Annotated in this window: 16 protein-coding genes and 2 tRNA genes; 11 read left to right on the top strand and 7 right to left on the bottom strand. The window is 69.3% G+C overall.

Annotated elements, in window-relative coordinates:
* Window positions 1-140: 140 nt before the first annotated feature.
* From rsmG to rpmH, 6 genes are all read right to left on the bottom strand, one after another.
* On the bottom strand, window positions 141-1,016 hold the full coding sequence (gene rsmG / locus ACNTMW_RS10715; RefSeq protein WP_426633281.1) for a 16S rRNA (guanine(527)-N(7))-methyltransferase RsmG: 876 nt from the start codon (window positions 1,014-1,016) through the stop codon (window positions 141-143).
* 135 nt (window positions 1,017-1,151) lie between these two features.
* Window positions 1,152-1,727: a Jag family protein gene (locus tag ACNTMW_RS10710; protein WP_426633280.1), complete on the bottom strand. Its 576-nt coding sequence runs from the start codon at window positions 1,725-1,727 to the stop codon at window positions 1,152-1,154.
* 151 nt (window positions 1,728-1,878) lie between these two features.
* The gene (yidC, locus tag ACNTMW_RS10705) at window positions 1,879-2,820 is read right to left on the bottom strand and encodes a membrane protein insertase YidC (RefSeq protein WP_426633446.1); all 942 of its coding nucleotides are present in this window, start codon (window positions 2,818-2,820) and stop codon (window positions 1,879-1,881) included.
* Between the two features lie 20 nt (window positions 2,821-2,840).
* Window positions 2,841-3,113, bottom strand: a complete 273-nt coding sequence (yidD, locus tag ACNTMW_RS10700; RefSeq protein WP_426633279.1) for a membrane protein insertion efficiency factor YidD — start codon at window positions 3,111-3,113, stop codon at window positions 2,841-2,843.
* The gene (gene rnpA, locus ACNTMW_RS10695; RefSeq protein WP_426633278.1) at window positions 3,110-3,535 is read right to left on the bottom strand and encodes a ribonuclease P protein component; all 426 of its coding nucleotides are present in this window, start codon (window positions 3,533-3,535) and stop codon (window positions 3,110-3,112) included. Before rnpA ends, yidD begins: the two co-directional genes overlap by 4 nt.
* A gap of 28 nt (window positions 3,536-3,563) precedes the next feature.
* The gene (gene rpmH / locus ACNTMW_RS10690; RefSeq protein ID WP_167923716.1) at window positions 3,564-3,701 is read right to left on the bottom strand and encodes a 50S ribosomal protein L34; all 138 of its coding nucleotides are present in this window, start codon (window positions 3,699-3,701) and stop codon (window positions 3,564-3,566) included.
* A 527-nt stretch (window positions 3,702-4,228) separates the two neighbouring features.
* Between rpmH and dnaA the strand changes: the two genes are divergently transcribed.
* From dnaA to ACNTMW_RS10665, 5 genes are all read left to right on the top strand, one after another.
* A complete protein-coding gene (gene dnaA / locus ACNTMW_RS10685) occupies window positions 4,229-6,040 on the top strand; it encodes a chromosomal replication initiator protein DnaA (RefSeq protein WP_426633445.1) in 1,812 nt (603 codons plus the stop codon).
* A 543-nt stretch (window positions 6,041-6,583) separates the two neighbouring features.
* Window positions 6,584-7,714: a DNA polymerase III subunit beta gene (dnaN, locus tag ACNTMW_RS10680; RefSeq protein ID WP_426633277.1), complete on the top strand. Its 1,131-nt coding sequence runs from the start codon at window positions 6,584-6,586 to the stop codon at window positions 7,712-7,714.
* 60 nt (window positions 7,715-7,774) lie between these two features.
* Window positions 7,775-8,647, top strand: a complete 873-nt coding sequence (gene gnd, locus ACNTMW_RS10675) for a phosphogluconate dehydrogenase (NAD(+)-dependent, decarboxylating) (protein WP_426633276.1) — start codon at window positions 7,775-7,777, stop codon at window positions 8,645-8,647.
* Window positions 8,648-9,784, top strand: a complete 1,137-nt coding sequence (gene recF / locus ACNTMW_RS10670) for a DNA replication/repair protein RecF (protein WP_426633275.1) — start codon at window positions 8,648-8,650, stop codon at window positions 9,782-9,784.
* Window positions 9,774-10,367: a DciA family protein gene (locus ACNTMW_RS10665; protein WP_426633274.1), complete on the top strand. Its 594-nt coding sequence runs from the start codon at window positions 9,774-9,776 to the stop codon at window positions 10,365-10,367. The genes recF and ACNTMW_RS10665 overlap by 11 nt, the downstream gene beginning before the upstream one ends.
* Window positions 10,368-10,457: 90 nt before the next feature.
* Here ACNTMW_RS10665 and ACNTMW_RS10660 read toward each other — a convergent pair whose 3' ends face one another.
* Window positions 10,458-11,015 carry a hypothetical protein gene (locus ACNTMW_RS10660; RefSeq protein ID WP_426633273.1) on the bottom strand — a complete coding sequence of 186 codons (558 nt, stop codon included), beginning with the start codon at window positions 11,013-11,015 and terminating at the stop codon, window positions 10,458-10,460.
* 513 nt (window positions 11,016-11,528) lie between these two features.
* On the opposite strand from ACNTMW_RS10660, the gene gyrB reads away from it, so the two are divergent.
* The 6 genes from gyrB (at window position 11,529) to ACNTMW_RS10630 (ending at window position 17,496) form a co-directional block, all read left to right on the top strand.
* Complete coding sequence (gene gyrB / locus ACNTMW_RS10655) at window positions 11,529-13,487, top strand: DNA topoisomerase (ATP-hydrolyzing) subunit B (protein ID WP_426633272.1); 1,959 nt, start codon at window positions 11,529-11,531, stop codon at window positions 13,485-13,487.
* 196 nt (window positions 13,488-13,683) lie between these two features.
* The gene (gyrA, locus tag ACNTMW_RS10650; RefSeq protein WP_426633444.1) at window positions 13,684-16,137 is read left to right on the top strand and encodes a DNA gyrase subunit A; all 2,454 of its coding nucleotides are present in this window, start codon (window positions 13,684-13,686) and stop codon (window positions 16,135-16,137) included.
* Between the two features lie 3 nt (window positions 16,138-16,140).
* The gene (locus ACNTMW_RS10645) at window positions 16,141-17,025 is read left to right on the top strand and encodes a DUF3566 domain-containing protein (protein ID WP_426633271.1); all 885 of its coding nucleotides are present in this window, start codon (window positions 16,141-16,143) and stop codon (window positions 17,023-17,025) included.
* A 122-nt stretch (window positions 17,026-17,147) separates the two neighbouring features.
* Window positions 17,148-17,221: transfer RNA gene (locus tag ACNTMW_RS10640), tRNA-Ile, on the top strand.
* 1 nt (window position 17,222) lies between these two features.
* On the top strand, window positions 17,223-17,351 hold the full coding sequence (locus ACNTMW_RS10635) for a DLW-39 family protein (protein ID WP_426633270.1): 129 nt from the start codon (window positions 17,223-17,225) through the stop codon (window positions 17,349-17,351).
* A 69-nt stretch (window positions 17,352-17,420) separates the two neighbouring features.
* Window positions 17,421-17,496 (top strand) — tRNA-Ala (locus ACNTMW_RS10630).
* Window positions 17,497-17,860 lie beyond the last annotated feature (364 nt).

The raw sequence follows: 17,860 nt of genomic DNA, 5'->3' as shown, positions 1-17,860 counted from the left end.
ACCCGCCGGGCGCCGTCAGGGCCACGATCAGAGCCGCGCCGGGCGCAGCGGCGTGGGTACGCACGCCCCGGGTTACGGACGCGGCAGGATCCGGCGGGTGTAGTGCCCACGCGGACGATAGACGCCGCGGGGACAACCGATCACCGCTTACCCGGCCGCCGCCCGGACCGTGATGCCGGCCGCGCCCGGCCTGCCCCGCCTGCGCGCCCTACCCCGTCCGTCCCCGTCGAGCCACCAGCACCACCGGAGCCACCCGAACGGGCCGAACCGCCGGAGCCACCCGAACGGGCCGAACCACGGGAGCCACCAGAGCCACCCGAGCGGGCCGAACCGGGCGTACGGCTCCGCGACGGGGCCGGCGTGACCGCGCGCTCCCGTACCACCTCGACAACGGTGGTCGGGGCGGCCAGGACCTCGACCCCGCACGAGCGGATCTCTGGGGTACCGCCGCCGAGCCGGGTCACCGCGTCCCCGTATGCCTCGATCTCCTCGGCCGCCGTCGCGCCCTTGAGCGCGAGCAGGCGGCCGCCCACCCTGGCCAGCGGCAGGCACCAGGCGGCCAGGCGGTCCAGGGGCGCGACCGCCCGGGCCGTCACGACGTCAGCGGGGGAGACGGTCGCGACCGCGTCCTCGGCGCGCGCACGTTCGACGACCACGTGACCGAGACCGAGGTCGGAGACCACCTCGGACAGGAAGGCGGTACGCCGGGCAAGCGGCTCCACCAGGACCACGGTCAGGTCCGGTCGGGCGATCGCCAGCACCAGGCCGGGCAGCCCAGCCCCAGAACCGACATCAGTGACCAAAGACCCTGAAGGCACCAATTCGCCAACTACGGCGCAGTTCAGGAGGTGCCTGTCCCAGATCCGCTCCGTCTCCCGCGGACCGATCAGGCCACGGACCACGCCGTCCGTCGCCAGACGCCGGGCGTACGCCGTGGCGAGCGGCAACCGCTCGCCGAAGACCGTCCGGGCCGCGTCGGCGAGGTCGGGGGGTGGCTCGAAGGTCGGGCCGATCACGATGACCTCCAGATGATGTCGTGAATGTCGAGGGGCGGGACTCCGTACCGGGCCACTCCTCCCGCCCGCCGGTGGCGGTGAAACGACGGCGCCGCGCACGAGGGTGCGCGGCGCCGTGGGTGGTACCGGTTGTCGTCAGCTTGCGGGGCGAACCACGATCCGCCGGGACGGCTCGGCGCCCTCGGACTCGCTCTCGACCCCGGAAAGCGCGTTGATCACGTCGTGCACGCACTTGCGCTCGAAGGCGCTCATGGGCTCCAGTTTGACCGGCTCGCCGTACTCCTTGACCTTCTCCGCGGCGTTCTTGGCCACGGCGGCCAACTCCTTGCGGCGATTGGCACGGTACCCGCCGACGTCGAGCAGCAGACGGCTCGGCGTACCGGTCTGGCGGAACACGGCGAGTCGGGTCAGTTCCTGCAGCGCCTCGAGGGTGGCGCCCCGCTGCCCGACAAGCGCTTGGAGCCGGCCGCCGACGACTTCGACCACCGGACGCCCGCTCTGGATCAGCTCGTCGATGTCGCCGTCATAGTCGAGGATGTCGAGCAGGCCCTCGACGTAGTCCGCAGCGATCTCACTCTCACGGAACAGGTCCTTGCTGTCCGCGGCCGAACGTTCCGCGGTACCCGCACCGGTGGCTTCGCCCGTGGTGCTGGGCTCGGCGTCGGCGGCCACGGTTGACTCGGGCACGGAAGGGGTACTCGTATCGGTCACAGGGTCATCTCCGGATGATCAGGGCGCACAGGGGCGCCGTCACATGACGTCTGTCGGTGGCACGACGGCCGCAGGGGGAGCGCCGCGGTTCGGGTCACGCGCCGCACCACGGTGCCGCGCGGGCCGACCCGAACCGGTCGCATCGACCCACCTACCGCTTGGCCGCGCCGCCCTTCTTCGGGTTGACCGGCTTCGCACCGACCTTGGGAGCCAGCGCCTTGGGGTCCACCGCCTTGACGGCGCCGTTCTTGTCGCCGCTCTTGGCGGCGGCCGTCGCCGCCGGCTTCGCCCCGGTGCCGCTCTGGGTCGCCGGCGGGTACTTGCGCAGCACCCACATCTGCTGACCGAGCGAGATGATGTTCTGCATGACCCAGTAGATGACCACACCGATCGGGAACATGTACCCGGAGATCAGCAGGGAGAACGGGACGCCGTACAGCATCAGACGCTGCACCATCCGCTGCTGCGGGTCCTCCGCCCACCCGGTCTTGAGGATCATCTGGCGGCTGGTCAGGAACGTCGTGCAGATCATGACCGCGATCAGGATGCCGGCGACCACCTTGACGGTGGTGCCGCTGGCGCCAAGCAGTTCCAGTTCGTGCCCGGACGAACGGAAGCTCGCCGCGATCGGAGCGCCGAACAGCTTGGCGTGCGAGGCGCTGTCGAACTGGCCTGCGGTCCAGCCGTACAGCGTCCTGAGGTGTTCGGGCATGGTCGGCCTGAGGTGGCGCAGGACGTGGAACAGTCCCAGGAAGACCGGTACCTGCAGGAACATCGGCAGGCAGCCCATCAGCGGGTTGGCCTTCTCCTCCCGGTAGAGCTTCATGAGCTCCTGCTGGAGGGTCTCCCGATCGCCCTTGTGCTTCTCCTGGAGCGCCTTGACCTTGGGCTGGAGTGCCTGCATCGCGCGCTGCGACTTGATCTGCTTGACGAAGATCGGGAACAGGATCGCCCGGACGGTGATGACCAGGAAGATGATGCCGAGCACCCATGACCAGTTGGTGGCCAGTGCGTTGGCGTCGCCCACCACCCTGTGCCAGGCGGCATGCCAGAACAGCAGGATCGCGGAGATGGCCTCGTAGATCACTGCCATGAGTGGGCTGAAGAGCGAACTCACTGCACGGCTCCAGTCACTTCGTCGAGATTCTTTCGGGGGTGCTTGCGGGAGGGTGGCGGCACCGGGTCATATCCACCGGGGTGGAAGGGGTGACACCGCAGCAGTCGCCAGACGGTCAGGCCGATGCCGCGCAGGGCACCGTGGGTCGTGACCGCCTCCAGCGCGTACGCGCTACAGGACGGGTAGAACCGGCACCGCGCCGGCATCGCCGGGCTTATCCAACGACGGTACGCGATAATGGGCAGCGCAACGAGCCGGCCCGACTTCATGTGCCCTCCCCACGGGGGCGGCGCGGCCGGCGGTTACGTGCCGCACCGAGGGCGGCGTCGAGGTCGGCGGCCAACTCGGGGAATGCCCGGTCGGCAGCCCCGGGCAGCGCCCGCACCACAACGGTAGCGCCCGGCGGCAACCCGGCCAGCCGCTCGCGGACCAGGTGCCGCAGCCGCCGCCGGACGAGATTGCGTACCACCGCCTTGCCCACGGTCTTGGGTACGACAAAACCGGCGCGCACCGGGAGATCGGCTCTCCCGGCGGGCGCCGGTGTGCTGTCACTGCCACCCGTAGTGGCACCGGAGGCGTCGGCCGGCACGTCGAGGTGCACCACGACCGCTCCCCGGCCGGCTCTGCGGCCCGCGCGGATGGCGGCGGCGAACTCCTCCCGCCGCCTCAGTCGCTGTGCGGCTGCCAGCACGGCTCGCCCCAGGCCTGCGGCCTGACGCTCAGGCAGCCAGGCGGGCGCGGCCCTTGCCACGGCGCGCCGAGATGATCGCGCGACCCGCGCGGGTGCGCATGCGCAGGCGGAAACCGTGGGTCTTCGCGCGCCGGCGGTTGTTCGGCTGGAAGGTGCGCTTGCTCACGTCAGGCTCCGTCTTCGTATGCTTCGGGGGCGGCGTACGCCCGGAGATCAGGTGTCGACGGCCATCCCCACACCTGGGCAGGGTGAGGCGGACGCGCCGTCAGGACAGCGTACCAGTGGTAGCTGCACAGCCGCTCCAGGGTACGCCTGATCACCCCGAAGGCCAACGCCGACACGGACGGCACGCCATATGCGAACCGTCCGATCGATGCGGGGTCATGTGGACAGCGGTTGAGAGGTTGTGGATAACGCTGTTAGCGTGCCCCGTTGCGGTGCACGCCGGGCAGGACCCGACCGTGCCCGCCCCGGGGGAACAACACAGCAACCGACGAGGCGCTCGTTCGTTGGGGCAGGTGTAGCAGCACCGGTGCCACTTGCGGAGCACGGCGTCCGTCTCGGGACGGACCGTCGACGGCACGTCACCCGTAGATACACAGGCTGTGGACAACCTGTGGACAATGGGGCGGTCGCCGAGGTCGGCGGGGGACGCGGCGTGAACCGCAACGAACGATAGGGGTGGCGACGGTGATGGACCCGGGCGATCTGGGCACAGTGTGGGCTGCGGCGACCGAAGACCTCGCCGACGAGATCGTGTCCCCGCAGCAACGCGCCTACCTGCGACTGACCCGCCTGCGGGCGATCGTCGAGGACACCGCGCTGCTCGCCGTACCGGACACCTTCACCCGGGACGTGATCGAGTCGCGGCTGCGGCCGTCCATCACCGAGGCGCTGTCGCGGCGGCTCGGCCGCCCGATCCAGGTCGCCGTCACGGTGCGGCCCCCGGAGGACACCACGCCGCCGCCCGCACCGCCCATAGCGCCCGCACCGCTGCCGTCGTCCCAGCCGACCCTGCCGTTACCGCCGACCCAGCTGACGTCGTTCCAGCCCTCCCCACCGGCGCAACCACCGTCGTTCCAGCCGGTCCTGCCGCCCCAGCCGACCCTGCCGATGCAGACGCCGTCGTTCCAGTCGTCCCAGCCGACCCTGCCGCTGCCACCGTCGCAGCCGCCGGTCAGCCGCGACGACGCGGGTGTCGCCGGAGCCGTCCGACCGGTCAGCCCCGCCGGGCCGGTCCGGACCGACCCCAGCGGCCGGCTCTTCGACAGTCCGGCGCCGGCAGCGCCCCTCCCCGACCTGGGCCGGACCATGCCGACCGGGGCCGCCTCGGCGAACGCGGCGGTCCGCCACGGCGACGGGACGGCCGCCGGGGCGCGCCCGGTCGAGCCGCGCGACGAACCACCGCGCAGCTCACGGCCGGGTACCGGCCGCGGCGACCGGGGCCTGCCCGGCGCCGCCGGTTCGGACAACCCCGGTAACCGGCTCAACCCGAAGTACATGTTCGAGACGTTCGTCATCGGCTCGTCCAACCGGTTCGCGCACGCGGCCGCCGTGGCGGTCGCCGAGTCACCGGCCAAGGCGTACAACCCGCTGTTCATCTACGGCCACTCCGGGCTCGGCAAGACACACCTGCTGCACGCGATCGGCCACTACGCCCAGACGCTCGGCAACGCCCGGTCGGTGCGGTACGTGTCGACCGAGGAGTTCACCAACGAGTTCATCAACTCGCTGCGGGACGACAAGACAAGCGCCTTCCAGCGCCGCTACCGCGACGTCGACATCCTCCTGATCGACGACATCCAGTTCCTGGAGAACCGCGAGCGCACCCAGGAGGAGTTCTTCCACACCTTCAACACGCTCCACAACACCAACAAACAGATCGTCATCACCTCGGACCGCTCGCCGCGCCAGCTGGCGACCCTGGAGGACCGGTTGCGGACCCGCTTCGAGTGGGGGTTGCTCGCCGACATCCAGCCGCCGGACCTGGAGACGCGGATCGCGATCCTGCAGAAGAAGGCGGCGCAGGAGCGGCTGTTCGCCCCGCCTGAGGTACTGGAGTTCATCGCCTCCCGAATCGCGTCGTCGATCCGGGAACTCGAGGGTGCGCTGATCCGGGTTACCGCGTTCGCCAACCTGACCCGCTCACCGGTCGAGCTGTCGATCGCCGAGGAGGTGCTGCGCGACCTCATTCCGGACGGCTCCGGTCCGGAGATCACCGCCGACCAGATCATGGCGGGGTCGGCCGAGTACTTCGGCGTCAGCCTCGAGGACCTCCGCGGGCACTCCCGCTCCCGGGTACTCGTCAACGCCCGTCAGGTCGCCATGTACCTGTGCCGCGAGCTGACCGACCTCTCCCTGCCCCGCATCGGGCAGGCCTTCGGCGGCCGCGACCACACCACGGTCATGCACGCCGACCGCAAGATCCGGCAGCAGATGGCCGAGCGCCGGTCGCTGTACAACCAGATCGCCGAGCTGACCAACCGGATCAAGCAGATGTCGTAGAGTTCGTCCCTCTTTCGCGCGACGGCGGGTGCCCACAGGTGCCCGCCGTCGCGCTTTTCGCCCACCGATCATGTCCACATCCTGTGGAAAACCCTTGGGGACAACTGGGGACAACACTGTGGGTCCTGCCGCACCGTATCCGTCCCCCATACGCCGGGTGACGGCGGCGGCATCGGAGATGTCCCCAAGCCTGCGGATAACTGGCCCGAAACCAGTGGATAGCCGGTGGACAAGCGGTGGACAACTCGTGGGCGAACGGGGACAACGTCGCGACGGCGGCGGTCTGTGGATGTACACCCACCGGATACCCACAGGTTGTCAACCGGCTCGCAACCCCGGTGACCAGGGTAAAGTCCCGTTTTCCACAGGATCCACAGCACCTATGACGACGATGGTTTTTATCTCTTAAGAAGAAAAAACCAAATCATCGGGGGTGGGGAAAAACTTTCTCGGGTGGAAGGTCGGGGTCCGCGCACGAAGGTCAACATCTGCCATTAAGGTTCCGTAGGCACAACCAGGTCTGTCGACGCGGGAGGCACCGCGATGAAGTTTCGAGTCGAGCGCGACGCGCTGGCTGACGCTGTCGCCTGGACAGCCAAGAGCCTGCCCAGTCGTCCGTCCGTCCCCGTGCTCGCCGGCGTACTGCTGCGCGTGGGCGGTGGCACTTTGCAGGTCTCCGGCTTCGACTACGAGGTCTCCAGCCAGGTGACGCTGGATGTGCACGCCGACGCCGAGGGCGCCGCGCTGGTCTCCGGCCGCCTGCTCGCCGAGATCACCAAGGCCCTGCCGAGCAAGCCGGTCGAGGTCGCCGCGGTCGGTTCGCACGTGGAGATCACGTGCGGCAGCGCCCGGTTCACCCTGCCGACGATGCCCGTCGAGGACTACCCGAGCCTGCCCCAGATGCCCGAGAGTGCCGGCACGGTCGACGCCAAGGCGTTCGCCGAGGCGGTCTCCCAGGTCGCCATCGCCGCCGGGCGCGACGACACGCTGCCGATCCTGACCGGCGTGCGGATGGAGATCGAAGGCAACACGCTCGCGCTGCTGGCGACCGACCGGTACCGGCTGGCCGTCCGCGAGATCGAGTGGAACGCCGGCGACCCCGAGGTGAGCACCGCCGCGCTGGTACCGGCGAAGACGCTGGCCGACACGGCGAAGACGCTGGGCCCCCTCGGCGGTCAGGTGACCATCGCGCTGGCCCGCGGCGGTGCCGGTGAGGGGATCATCGGCTTCGCCGGCGGTGCCCGCCGCACCACCTCCCGACTGCTCGACGGCGACTTCCCCAAGGTGCGCTCGCTGCGGCCGGACACCCACAGCGCACAGGCCCGGGTACCCGTCGCCGCGCTCACCGAGGTGGTCAAGCGCGTCTCCCTGGTCGCCGAGCGCGCCACCCCGGTCCGGCTGCGCTTCAGCGAGGACGGGCTCGTCATCGAGGCCGGCGGCACCGAGGACGCACGGGCCAGCGAGGCGATGGACTGCGCCTTCACCGGGGAACCGCTGACGATTGCGTTCAACCACCAGTACCTGCTGGACGGGCTCAACGCCCTGGACGGGCCGTTCGCGGTCTTCTCGTTCACCGACCCGAAGAAGCCGGCCATCATTGCGCCTGCGGCGGAGGATGGCGAGATCTCCTCGGGGTACTGGTACCTCATCATGCCCGTGCGCATCGGCGGCTGACGCACTCGCAACCGGTCGCCACCCGCGTGCGGAACGGCGACGATCCACCTGGGAGTAGACATGCAACTCGGTCTGGTCGGTCTCGGCCGCATGGGCGGCAACATGCGCGAACGGCTGCGCCGTGCCGGGCACGAAGTGGTCGGCTACGACCACCACCGCGAGGTCTCGGACGTGGCGAGCCCGGCGGAGCTGATCGACAAGCTGTCCGCCCCGCGCGTGGTGTGGGTGATGGTGCCAGCCGGTGTCACCGAGGAGACCATCGACGAGCTGGCGTCCCTCATGTCGGAGGGCGACATCATCATCGACGGCGGCAACTCGAAGTTCATCAATGATCGGCCGCGCGCCGAGCGGCTGGGCAAGCGCGGGATCGGGTACGTCGACGCCGGAGTCTCCGGCGGGGTATGGGGCATCGAGTACGGGTACGGCCTGATGGTCGGCGGCGCGGACGAGCACGTCCAGCGCTGCATGCCGATCTTCGAGGCGCTCAAGCCGGAGGGCCCGTACGGATTCGTCCACGCCGGCGGCGTCGGTGCCGGGCACTACGCCAAGATGGTGCACAACGGCATCGAGTACGGCCTGATGCACGCGTACGCCGAGGGGTACGAGCTGCTACGCGCCTCCGAGTACGTCGACAACGTGCCCGCCGTGATCAAGGCCTGGCGTGAGGGCACCGTCGTCAAGTCGTGGCTGCTCGACCTGCTCGACCGGGCGCTGGACGAGGACCCGGAGCTGTCCGGTGTCCGCGGCTACGCCGAGGACACCGGCGAGGGTCGCTGGACCGTCGAGGAGGCCATCCGCCTCGCGGTGCCGATGAACGTGATCGCGGCGTCGCTGTTCGCCCGGTTCACGTCCCGGCAGGAGAACCCGCCGGCGATGAAGGCGATCGCCGCGCTGCGCTACCAGTTCGGCGGCCACGCGATCAAGAAGGACTAGGTGTACGTACGCCACCTCGAACTGGTCGACTTCCGCAGCTACCCGCGCGTCGCCGTCGACCTCGAGCCCGGCGCCTGTGTCCTCGTCGGCCGCAACGGCCAGGGCAAGACCAACCTGGTCGAGGCCCTCGGTTACGTGGCGACGCTGGGCAGCCACCGGGTCGCCACCGACGCCCCGCTGGTCCGGGTCGGCGCGCAGCGGGCGGTCGTGCGGACCGCCGTCGTCCACGACGGGCGCGAGCTGCTGGTCGAGCTGTCGATCGAACCGGGTAAGGCCAACCGGGCCCGCCTGGGGCGCTCGCCGGTGACCAAGGTGCGTGACGTGCTCGGCGCGCTGCGGATGGTGCTGTTCGCGCCGGAGGATCTCGCGCTCGTCCGCGGCGACCCGAGCGAGCGGCGCCGGTACCTCGACGAGCTGCTGACCCTCCGCCAGCCGCGGTACGCCGGGGTCCGCGCCGACTATGACCGGGCGCTCAAGCAGCGCAACGCGCTGCTACGTACCTCCTATCTGGCGCGCCGGGCCGGTGGCAGCCGCTCGGACCTCTCCACGCTCGACGTGTGGGACGTGCACGTGGCGCGGCACGGTGCCCAGTTGCTCGCCGGCCGCCTGGAGCTGTGCGCCGTGCTCGCGCCGCTGGTGGCCAAGGACTACGACGCGGTGAGCGCGGGGCGCGGATCGGCGCAGATCAGCTACTCCGCGTCGTGGACCGACGGTCCGGTCGCCCCTGGCCGGAGCGTGGACGAGCTGGAGGAGCACCTGCGCGAGGCGCTCCGGGCGGCCCGCGCCTCCGAAGTCGAGCGCGGGACCACCCTCGTCGGGCCGCACCGCGACGACGTGACGCTGATGCTCGGTGAGGTGCCCGCGAAGGGGTACGCCAGCCACGGCGAGTCGTGGTCCTACGCGCTGGCGTTGAGACTGGCGGCGTACGATCTCCTCCGCTCGGACGGCATCGAACCGGTACTCGCCCTCGACGACGTGTTCGCCGAGCTGGACGCCGGTCGCCGGGAACGGCTGGCGGAGCTGATCTCCGACGCCAGCCAGACACTGGTCACGTGCGCCGTCGAGGCGGATGTACCGGCCGCGCTGCGCGGTGCCCGGTACCAGGTCGGCAACGGGGAGGTTCGTCGTGCCGGGTGACCCTGAGCAGCCGCCACCCGGCGGCGACGGCCGACCCGAACCGGCCGGCGCCCCGGCGAGCGGCGGCGAGCCCACCGGCCCGCGGCTGGCACGGGCCGCCCTCGAGGCGGCGCAGGCCCGGCGGGAGGCGGCCCGCTCGGCGCGCCGTCGTGGTTCGGCGAGCGGGCAGGACGGCGGCCCCGGCAGCGGACGGCGCCTGCGCGGGTACTCCGGGCCGGGCCCCGACCCGCGTGATCCACAGACCCTGGCCTCGGTCCTCGAACGCCTGGTCAAGGCCCGGGGCTGGCAGCGCCCGACCGCCGAGGCGACCGTGTTCGGCGCGTGGGAGCGCGTGGTCGGACCCGACATCGCCGCGCACTGCCGCCCGGTGAAGCTGGAGGACGGCGAGTTGACCGTCGAGGCCGAGTCGACGGCCTGGGCCACCCAGCTGCGCCTGCTCGCGGGCAAGCTGCTCAGCAGGATCGCCGGCGAAGTCGGCAACGGCGTGGTGAAGAAACTTCACATCCACGGTCCGGCTGCACCGTCGTGGAGTCGCGGACCCAGGCGGGTCCGCGGGCGGGGGCCGCGGGACACGTACGGGTGACGCTCGGTGTCCTGCTCCCGCCGGCGACGGCGGTCCTGACCGGCGTCGCGCTGCGTGCCCGCGCGGACGTACCGGCGCCCCGGCGGCCGGTCAGTAGTCGGCGTAGACAGCGAAGCCGCGGTCGGCGCAGCGGCGGTAGAAGCCGGCCAGGATCTGCAGTTCGGTGCGGGTGAAGCTCCACTGCGGCGGCTCGCCGGAGGAGTCACGTAGCGCGTCGAGCCGGTTCTCCAGCCAGTTGAGCTGCTGTTCGGCCAGCCGCGCGCCCTGCAGCGCGGCCCGCAGGACGGCACTGACGCTGTCGAAGGTGATCTCCTCGCCCAGGTCGCGGTGGCCGTCCACGAAGCGTTCCAGGCCGCCGGCGATCCAGGCGCAGCCGTCGGGGTCGATCACCGGGTCCTCGTCCTCGGCCGCCGCGTCGGTGGCGAAGAGCACACCGTTGAGGCCGAGGAGGAGGTCGACCAGCTCGGTGTAGCCGGACGCGCGCACGGTGCCGGTCTTGGCGATGTGGTCGGCGAGCGCCGCGGCGGGGCCCGGCATGTCCGGCACCTTGTCGACGAGATCACCGAAGTCGACGAACTCGGCCGGCGCCACCGGGTCGTAGAAGCGGCCGGTGCGCGGCCACTGCACCGCGACGTTGTCCAGCCCCATCGCCCTCTCACCTCCGCACCGCGCGGCACGTGATGCCCGCGCGCCGGGAACATACGGCACGGCGAGGGGTTCGCGCGACCCTTCCGGAGCGGAATTTCTGCTACCTAATACGGCGTTTAGGTATAAGTAACCACGCAACGCGTCCGCCCGGCGGTGATCAGCCCCGTCGTCCACAGGCCGTGCCCGTGGCTCGCATGAGAGCGCGGCGGCCTCTTCCTTCCGTTCCGCATGGGGGGAGTTACGGGTAGCGTCGTTCGGGCCGCTACGGCGATTTGAGGCGCCGGGAAACGCGCCCGGAGGCCGAAAGTGTCGTTCCCGCCGGGTAGGATTGAGACCAAGACTCAGCCGACACAGCAATCCGCGCGCACGCCGCGGTGGTCGGCACGCCGCGATTCGCCGACACCGCTCCTGGCGTGTTGGCGCGGATCCTTGCGTGTCGACCGGGCGGCGTGCGCGCATGACCCCCGCCCACGCGGACGACCCCGGTCGCCGTGGGCGAGAAAGTGATCGAGGGTGGCAGCGCCGAACGAACAACAGGACAACTACACCGCGGCGTCACTGACCGCACTCGAGGGCCTCGAGGCCGTTCGCAAGCGGCCCGGCATGTACATCGGTTCGACCGGTGAGCGCGGCCTGCACCACCTCGTGTGGGAGGTCGTCGACAACTCCGTCGACGAGGCCCTTGCCGGTTACTGCGACACCATCGAGGTGACCCTGCTCGCCGACGGCGGCGTACGGGTCGTCGACAACGGCCGTGGCATCCCGGTCGACATCCACCCGAAGACCAAGAAGTCGGGTGTCGAGATGGCGCTGACCATGCTGCACGCGGGTGGCAAGTTCGACGGCAAGGCGTACGCGGTCTCCGGCGGCCTGCACGGTGTCGGTATCTCCGTGGTGAACGCCCTGTCCACCGGTGTGGACATCGAGGTGAAGAAGGCCGGCCACCTGTGGCGGCAGAACTTCCGCAACACCAAGCCCGTGAGCCCACTGGCGCAGGTGGAGCCGACCGAGGGCACCGGTACGACGGTCACGTTCTGGCCCGACCCGAGCATCTTCGAGACCACCGAGTTCAAGTTCGAGACGATCTACCGCCGCATCCAGGAGTACGCGTTCCTCAACCGCGGTCTGACGATCGTGCTGCGCGACGAGCGCCCGACCGAGGGCGGCGACGCGGCGCCGAAGGAGGTCACCTTCTGCTACAAGGAGGGCATCGCAGACTTCGTCCGGCACCTCAATCAGACCAAGACCCCCATCCACAAGACCGTGGTGCAGTTCGCCGCCGAGGGTGAAGGAATCTCGGTCGAGATCGCCATGCAGTGGAACGAGTCGTACGGCGAGAGCGTCTACACCTTCGCCAACACGATCAACACCCACGAGGGCGGCACCCACGAAGAGGGCTTCCGAGCCGCGTTGACCACCGTGGTCAACAAGTACGGCGCGGACAAGAAGCTGTTGAAGGGCAACGACGACAAGCTCTCCGGTGAGGACATCCGGGAAGGGCTCGCGGCGATCATCTCCGTGAAGCTGGCCAACCCGCAGTTCGAGGGCCAGACCAAGACCAAGCTGGGCAACACCGAGGCCAAGAGCTTCGTGCAGAAGGTCTGCAACGAGTGGCTGGTCGACTGGTTCGACCGCAACCCGGCCGAAGCGAAGATGATCATCACCAAGGCGTCCCAGGCGGCCCGGGCCCGGATCGCCGCGCAGCAGGCCCGCAAGCTGGCCCGGCGCAAGTCGCTGCTGGAGTCCGGCTCGATGCCGGGCAAGCTGGCCGACTGCCAGTCCACCGACCCGCGGGTGTCCGAGCTGTTCATCGTCGAGGGTGACTCGGCCGGCGGCTCCGCCAAGCAGGGGCGCGACCCGAAGGTGCAGGCGATCCTGCCGATCCGGGGCAAGATCCTCAACGTCGAGAAGGCCCGCATCGACCGGGTCCTCAAGAACAACGAGGTGCAGGCCCTGATCACGGCGCTCGGCACCGGCATCCACGAGGACTTCGACATCGAGAAGCTGCGGTACCACAAGATCATCTTGATGGCCGACGCCGACGTCGATGGCCAACACATCCAGACCCTGCTGCTGACGCTGCTGTTCCGCTTCATGCGTCCGCTGGTCGAGTTGGGCCACGTGTACCTGGCCGCCCCGCCGCTGTACAAGATCAAGTGGAACAAGCGGGGGGACGACGCGCAGTACGCCTACTCCGACCGGGAGCGCGACGGTCTCATCGCGCTGCGCCAGCAGACCAAGCCCAACGCGAAGCCGGACGACATCCAGCGGTTCAAGGGCCTGGGTGAGATGAACTACCCGGAACTCTGGGAGACCACGATGAACCCGGCCACCCGCACACTGCGCCAGGTCACCCTGGACGACGCGGCGACCGCCGACGAGCTGTTCAGCGTGCTCATGGGTGAGGACGTGGAGGCGCGGCGCAACTTCATCCAGCGCAACGCCAAGGACGTTCGCTTCCTCGACATCTGACCGGTCGCGCCGGCGGGCGGCGTCCACGCCGTCTGCCGGCGCTCCGGCCACAGACTTTTCCACAGGAAAAAGCCGGTTGTCCACAGCGGACGAACCGAGCGTTTCACGAAGTAAGGAATGACGCGTGACGCAGAGTACGGGTCCGGACGGCGAGGACCTCACCCCAGCGGCTGACCGCCCCGAGGGGGCTGTCGACGTGCGGGGCCGGATCGAACCGGTCGGCATCGAGGTCGAGATGCAGCGCTCGTACCTCGACTACGCGATGAGCGTGATCGTCAGTCGCGCCCTGCCCGATGTCCGGGACGGTCTCAAGCCAGTCCACCGCAAGATCCTGTACGCCATGTACGACTCGGGTTACCGGCCCGAGCGCGGGTACGTGAAGTGCTCGCGTGTGGTCGGCGACGTGATGGGCCAGTACCACCCGCACGGTGACTCGTCGATCTACGACGCGCTGGTCCGGATGGCGCAGCCGTGGTCGCTGCGGTACCCCCTGGTCGACGGCAACGGCAACTTCGGCTCGCCGGGTAACGACCCGCCGGCTGCCATGCGGTACACCGAGTCCAAGCTCGACCCGCTGGCCATGGAGATGCTGCGGGACATCGACGAGGACACCGTCGACTTCGTCCCCAACTACGACGGCCGGGCGCAGGAGCCGACGATCCTGCCCTCCCGCATCCCCAACCTGCTGGTCAACGGGGCCAGCGGTATCGCGGTCGGCATGGCGACCAGCATCCCGCCGCACAACCTGCGCGAGGTGGCGCAGGCGGTGCAGTGGTGCCTGGACCACCCGGACGTCGACGAGGCGACCACCCTCGACGAGCTGATCAAGATCGTCAAGGGGCCCGACTTCCCGACCCACGGCCTCATCGTCGGCCAGTCGGCGATCGAAGAGGCGTACCGGACCGGCCGCGGCTCGATCCGGATGCGCGCGGTGATCGACGTTGACGAGGACAGCAAGGGCCGCACGAGCCTGGTCGTCAGCGAGCTGCCGTACCAGGTCAACCCGGACAACCTGGCCGAGCGCATCGCCGAGCTGGTCAAGGAGGGCAAGCTCACCGGCATCGCGGACATCCGCGACGAGTCGAGCGGCCGTACCGGTCTGCGCCTGGTGATCGTGCTCAAGCGCGACGCGGTGGCCAAGGTCGTGCTGAACAACCTGTACAAGCACACGCAGTTGCAGGAGACGTTCGGCGCGAACATGCTCGCGCTGGTCGACGGCGTGCCGCGCACCCTCAACCTGGCGCAGTTCGTCCGCTACTACGTGGCGCACCAGATCGAGGTCATCGTCCGGCGCACCCGGTACCGGCTGCGCAAGGCCGAGGAGCGGGCGCACATCCTGCGCGGTCTGGCCAAGGCGCTCGACGCCCTCGACGAGGTCATCGCGCTGATCCGGCGTTCTCCCACGGTGGAGGAGGCCCGCAACGGCCTGATCGAGCTGCTCGAGATCGACGAGATCCAGGCGACCGCGATCCTCGACATGCAACTGCGCCGGCTCGCAGCTCTGGAACGCCAGAAGATCATTGACGAGTTGGCGAAGATCGAGATCGAGATCGCCGACCTCATGGACATTCTCGCGAAGCCCGAGCGGCAACGCCGGATCGTCTCCGAGGAACTGGCCGCGATCGTCGAGAAGTGGGGCGACGACCGGCGCACCAAGATCGTTCCCTTCGACGGTGAGGTCTCCATGGAGGACCTCATCGCCCGCGAGGAAATGGTCGTGACGATCACGAGGACCGGGTACGCCAAGCGGACCAAGACCGACCTGTACCGCTCGCAGAAGCGGGGCGGCAAGGGCGTCTCCGGTGCCGGCCTGCGCCAGGACGACATCGTCAGCCACTTCTTCGTCTGCTCGACGCACGACTGGATCCTGTTCTTCACCAACAAGGGCCGGGTGTACCGGGCCAAGGCGTACGAGCTTCCCGAGGCCAACCGCACCGCCCGGGGCCAGCACGTCGCCAACCTGCTGGCCTTCCAGCCGGAGGAGCGGATCACCCAGGTCATCGAGATCCAGAACTACCAGGTAGCCCCCTACCTGGTGCTCGCGACCAAGAACGGTCTGGTCAAGAAGACCCGGCTCGAGGAGTTCGACTCCAACCGCTCCGGCGGCATCATCGCCATCAACTTGCGCGAGGATGATGAACTGGTCAGTGCCGCCCTCGTCGCACCCGACGAGGATCTGCTCCTGGTCAGTCGCCAGGCGCAGGCCATCCGGTTCAACGCCAACGACGACGCGCTCCGCCCGATGGGCCGCGCGACCTCCGGCGTGATCGGGATGCGTTTTGCGGATGGCGACGAGTTGCTAGCTATGGAGGTCGTGCGGGAGGGTATGGACGTGCTCGTCGCCACGGACGGCGGCTACGCAAAGCGCACACCCATAGAGGAGTATCCGGTCCAGGGGCGCGGGGGGAAGGGCGTCCTTACAGCTAAAATCACGTCTCGCCGCGGGGGCCTGGTGGGTGCGGTCGTCATTAGTCCGGACGACGAGTTGTTCGCCATCACCTCTAACGGTGGGGTGATCCGAACTCCGGTGAAGCCTGTACGCCGGACGAGGGATCGGAACACAATGGGGGTCAAGCTGATGGACCTGCCGGATGGCGTGACCCTCGTCGCGATTGCTCGCAACGCTGACGAGCCGGACGAACAGGAATAATTAATGCCAGAGACCCAGGCGAAGTCGGGAACGGCTGAATCGGCCAGCAAGCCGGCCGACGCTGAGCCCGAGTCCCCTGATCAGGAGAGTACGGGCAACGACGAGGCGGGGGGTGTCGTGGTCGGTCGCGCCGCGGTGCCCGGCGAGAAGTCCGAGGAGGACTCGGGCTCCAAGGGGCCGGGCAAGAAGGCCGGCTCCGGCGCCGCCCCCGCACCTAAGTTCACCCGGGCGCCGGGCATGACTCCGCCGCCCGATGCGCTCCAGTCGTCCTCGGACGAGGACGACGACGTCGCGTCCGAGGAGGAGCCGGCCGAGCCGACCTTGGTCGCGGCCGGCGCCCCCGCCGTGGCCCGCGCCAGTGTCCGGGGAGCAGCCTCGGTCACCCGCGGTTCCGGGCTCGCGACGCAGCCGATCAAGGCCGGCGGTCGACCGGCGGGACCGACGCCGAGCGGTCCGGGCAGTCGGGTCGGCAACGCGATCCGCAGCGCCCGGACGACCGTCGCCGCAGCGGCCAGCCGGGGGCCTCGTCGTGCCCGGCTGTACCTGAAGCGGGTCGACCCGTGGTCGGTCATGAAGTTCTCGTTCGCGGTGTCGTTCGTGCTGTTCATCGTGGGCGTGGTCGCGACCGCGGTGCTCTACATGGCGCTCGACGCCATGGGCGTGATCGGCAGCGTCAACAAGGCACTCAGCGAGATGGTCGGCGCCACCGGCGGCGACACCAAGAGCACCTTCAAGATCACCGCGAAGGGCGTCATTGTCGGCTCGGGCCTGCTCGGCCTCGTCAACGTGGTGCTCTTCACGGCCCTCGCCACCCTCAGCGCGTTCATCTACAACGTCTGCTCGGACCTCGTCGGCGGTATCGAGCTGACGTTGGCCGAGAAGGAATGACACCCTGGGGTACGCCGCGCCACCTGCTCCATCGGGTGCGGCGTACCCGGTTTGGGATCTGCGGGTCGGGTACGGTAACCTGACTCGTCGCTACCACTGCGGGACACTGCGGTGGACAGTGAGGGGCTATAGCTCAGTCGGTTAGAGCGCAGAGCTGATAACTCTGAGGTCGCTGGTTCGATTCCAGCTAGCCCCACATGGTGAAGAAGCTGATCATCCTCGCTGGTGTTCTCGGCGCAGCCGCGATCATCGCGAAGAAGGTCCGGTCCGCCAACGAGGAGCGGGCCCTGTGGCACGAGGCCACCACCGCGCCCGACCTGCGGTAGAGCCAGCCATCCCCGGCTGCGGTCGGCTCGGCGGGACCTGACGATGGACCCGGTGCCGCGGGCGTACCCGGGGGCGTAGCTCAACTGGCAGAGCACCGCCTTTGCAAGGCGGGGGTTAGGGGTTCGAGTCCCCTCGTCTCCACCAACTTCAGCCCTGCCCAGGGTTCGATCCTCTTTTTCTGATGCGTCGTTCGACCGTCGAGCTTCTTCACCGGCGGCGAAGACGTAGCAGAATCACCAAGAGCATCCGCAACCCGGCCCGTTGGCGCTGGTGTTTACCGTGCTGACGAGATCACTGACGGGGAGATTGCCAAGCTCCTTGGCAGCGGGAGCTACCGGGCCGCGCTCTGGCTGACGCGGTTCACCATCATCCCGGCGGCGCGGGGATTGTGGCCGGCACTCACCAGGAACGCCGATCCTGCGCCTATCGGGTATTCCGTTTGTGCGCAGCGGCTTGTCCCGAACGACTCGGGACCGGCGCGTGGTGGGGAAGATCTACAAGGACCTCT

The sequence above is a fragment of the Planosporangium spinosum genome, from assembly GCF_049999945.1.
GTDB classification, from domain to species: Bacteria; Actinomycetota; Actinomycetes; order Mycobacteriales; family Micromonosporaceae; genus Planosporangium; species Planosporangium spinosum.
This window is presented reverse-complemented; position numbering and strand designations above follow the sequence as displayed.

Coding starts and splice junctions, on each gene's coding strand:
- ACNTMW_RS10660 (WP_426633273.1), bottom strand. CDS start 11,015: ATGGGGCTGGACAACGTCGCGGTGCAGTGGCCGCGCACCGGCCGCTTC.
- dnaN (WP_426633277.1), top strand. CDS start 6,584: ATGAAGTTTCGAGTCGAGCGCGACGCGCTGGCTGACGCTGTCGCCTGG.
- dnaA (WP_426633445.1), top strand. CDS start 4,229: ATGGACCCGGGCGATCTGGGCACAGTGTGGGCTGCGGCGACCGAAGAC.
- gnd (WP_426633276.1), top strand. CDS start 7,775: ATGCAACTCGGTCTGGTCGGTCTCGGCCGCATGGGCGGCAACATGCGC.
- yidC (WP_426633446.1), bottom strand. CDS start 2,820: ATGGCAGTGATCTACGAGGCCATCTCCGCGATCCTGCTGTTCTGGCAT.
- ACNTMW_RS10635 (WP_426633270.1), top strand. CDS start 17,223: ATGGTGAAGAAGCTGATCATCCTCGCTGGTGTTCTCGGCGCAGCCGCG.
- yidD (WP_426633279.1), bottom strand. CDS start 3,113: ATGAAGTCGGGCCGGCTCGTTGCGCTGCCCATTATCGCGTACCGTCGT.
- ACNTMW_RS10645 (WP_426633271.1), top strand. CDS start 16,141: ATGCCAGAGACCCAGGCGAAGTCGGGAACGGCTGAATCGGCCAGCAAG.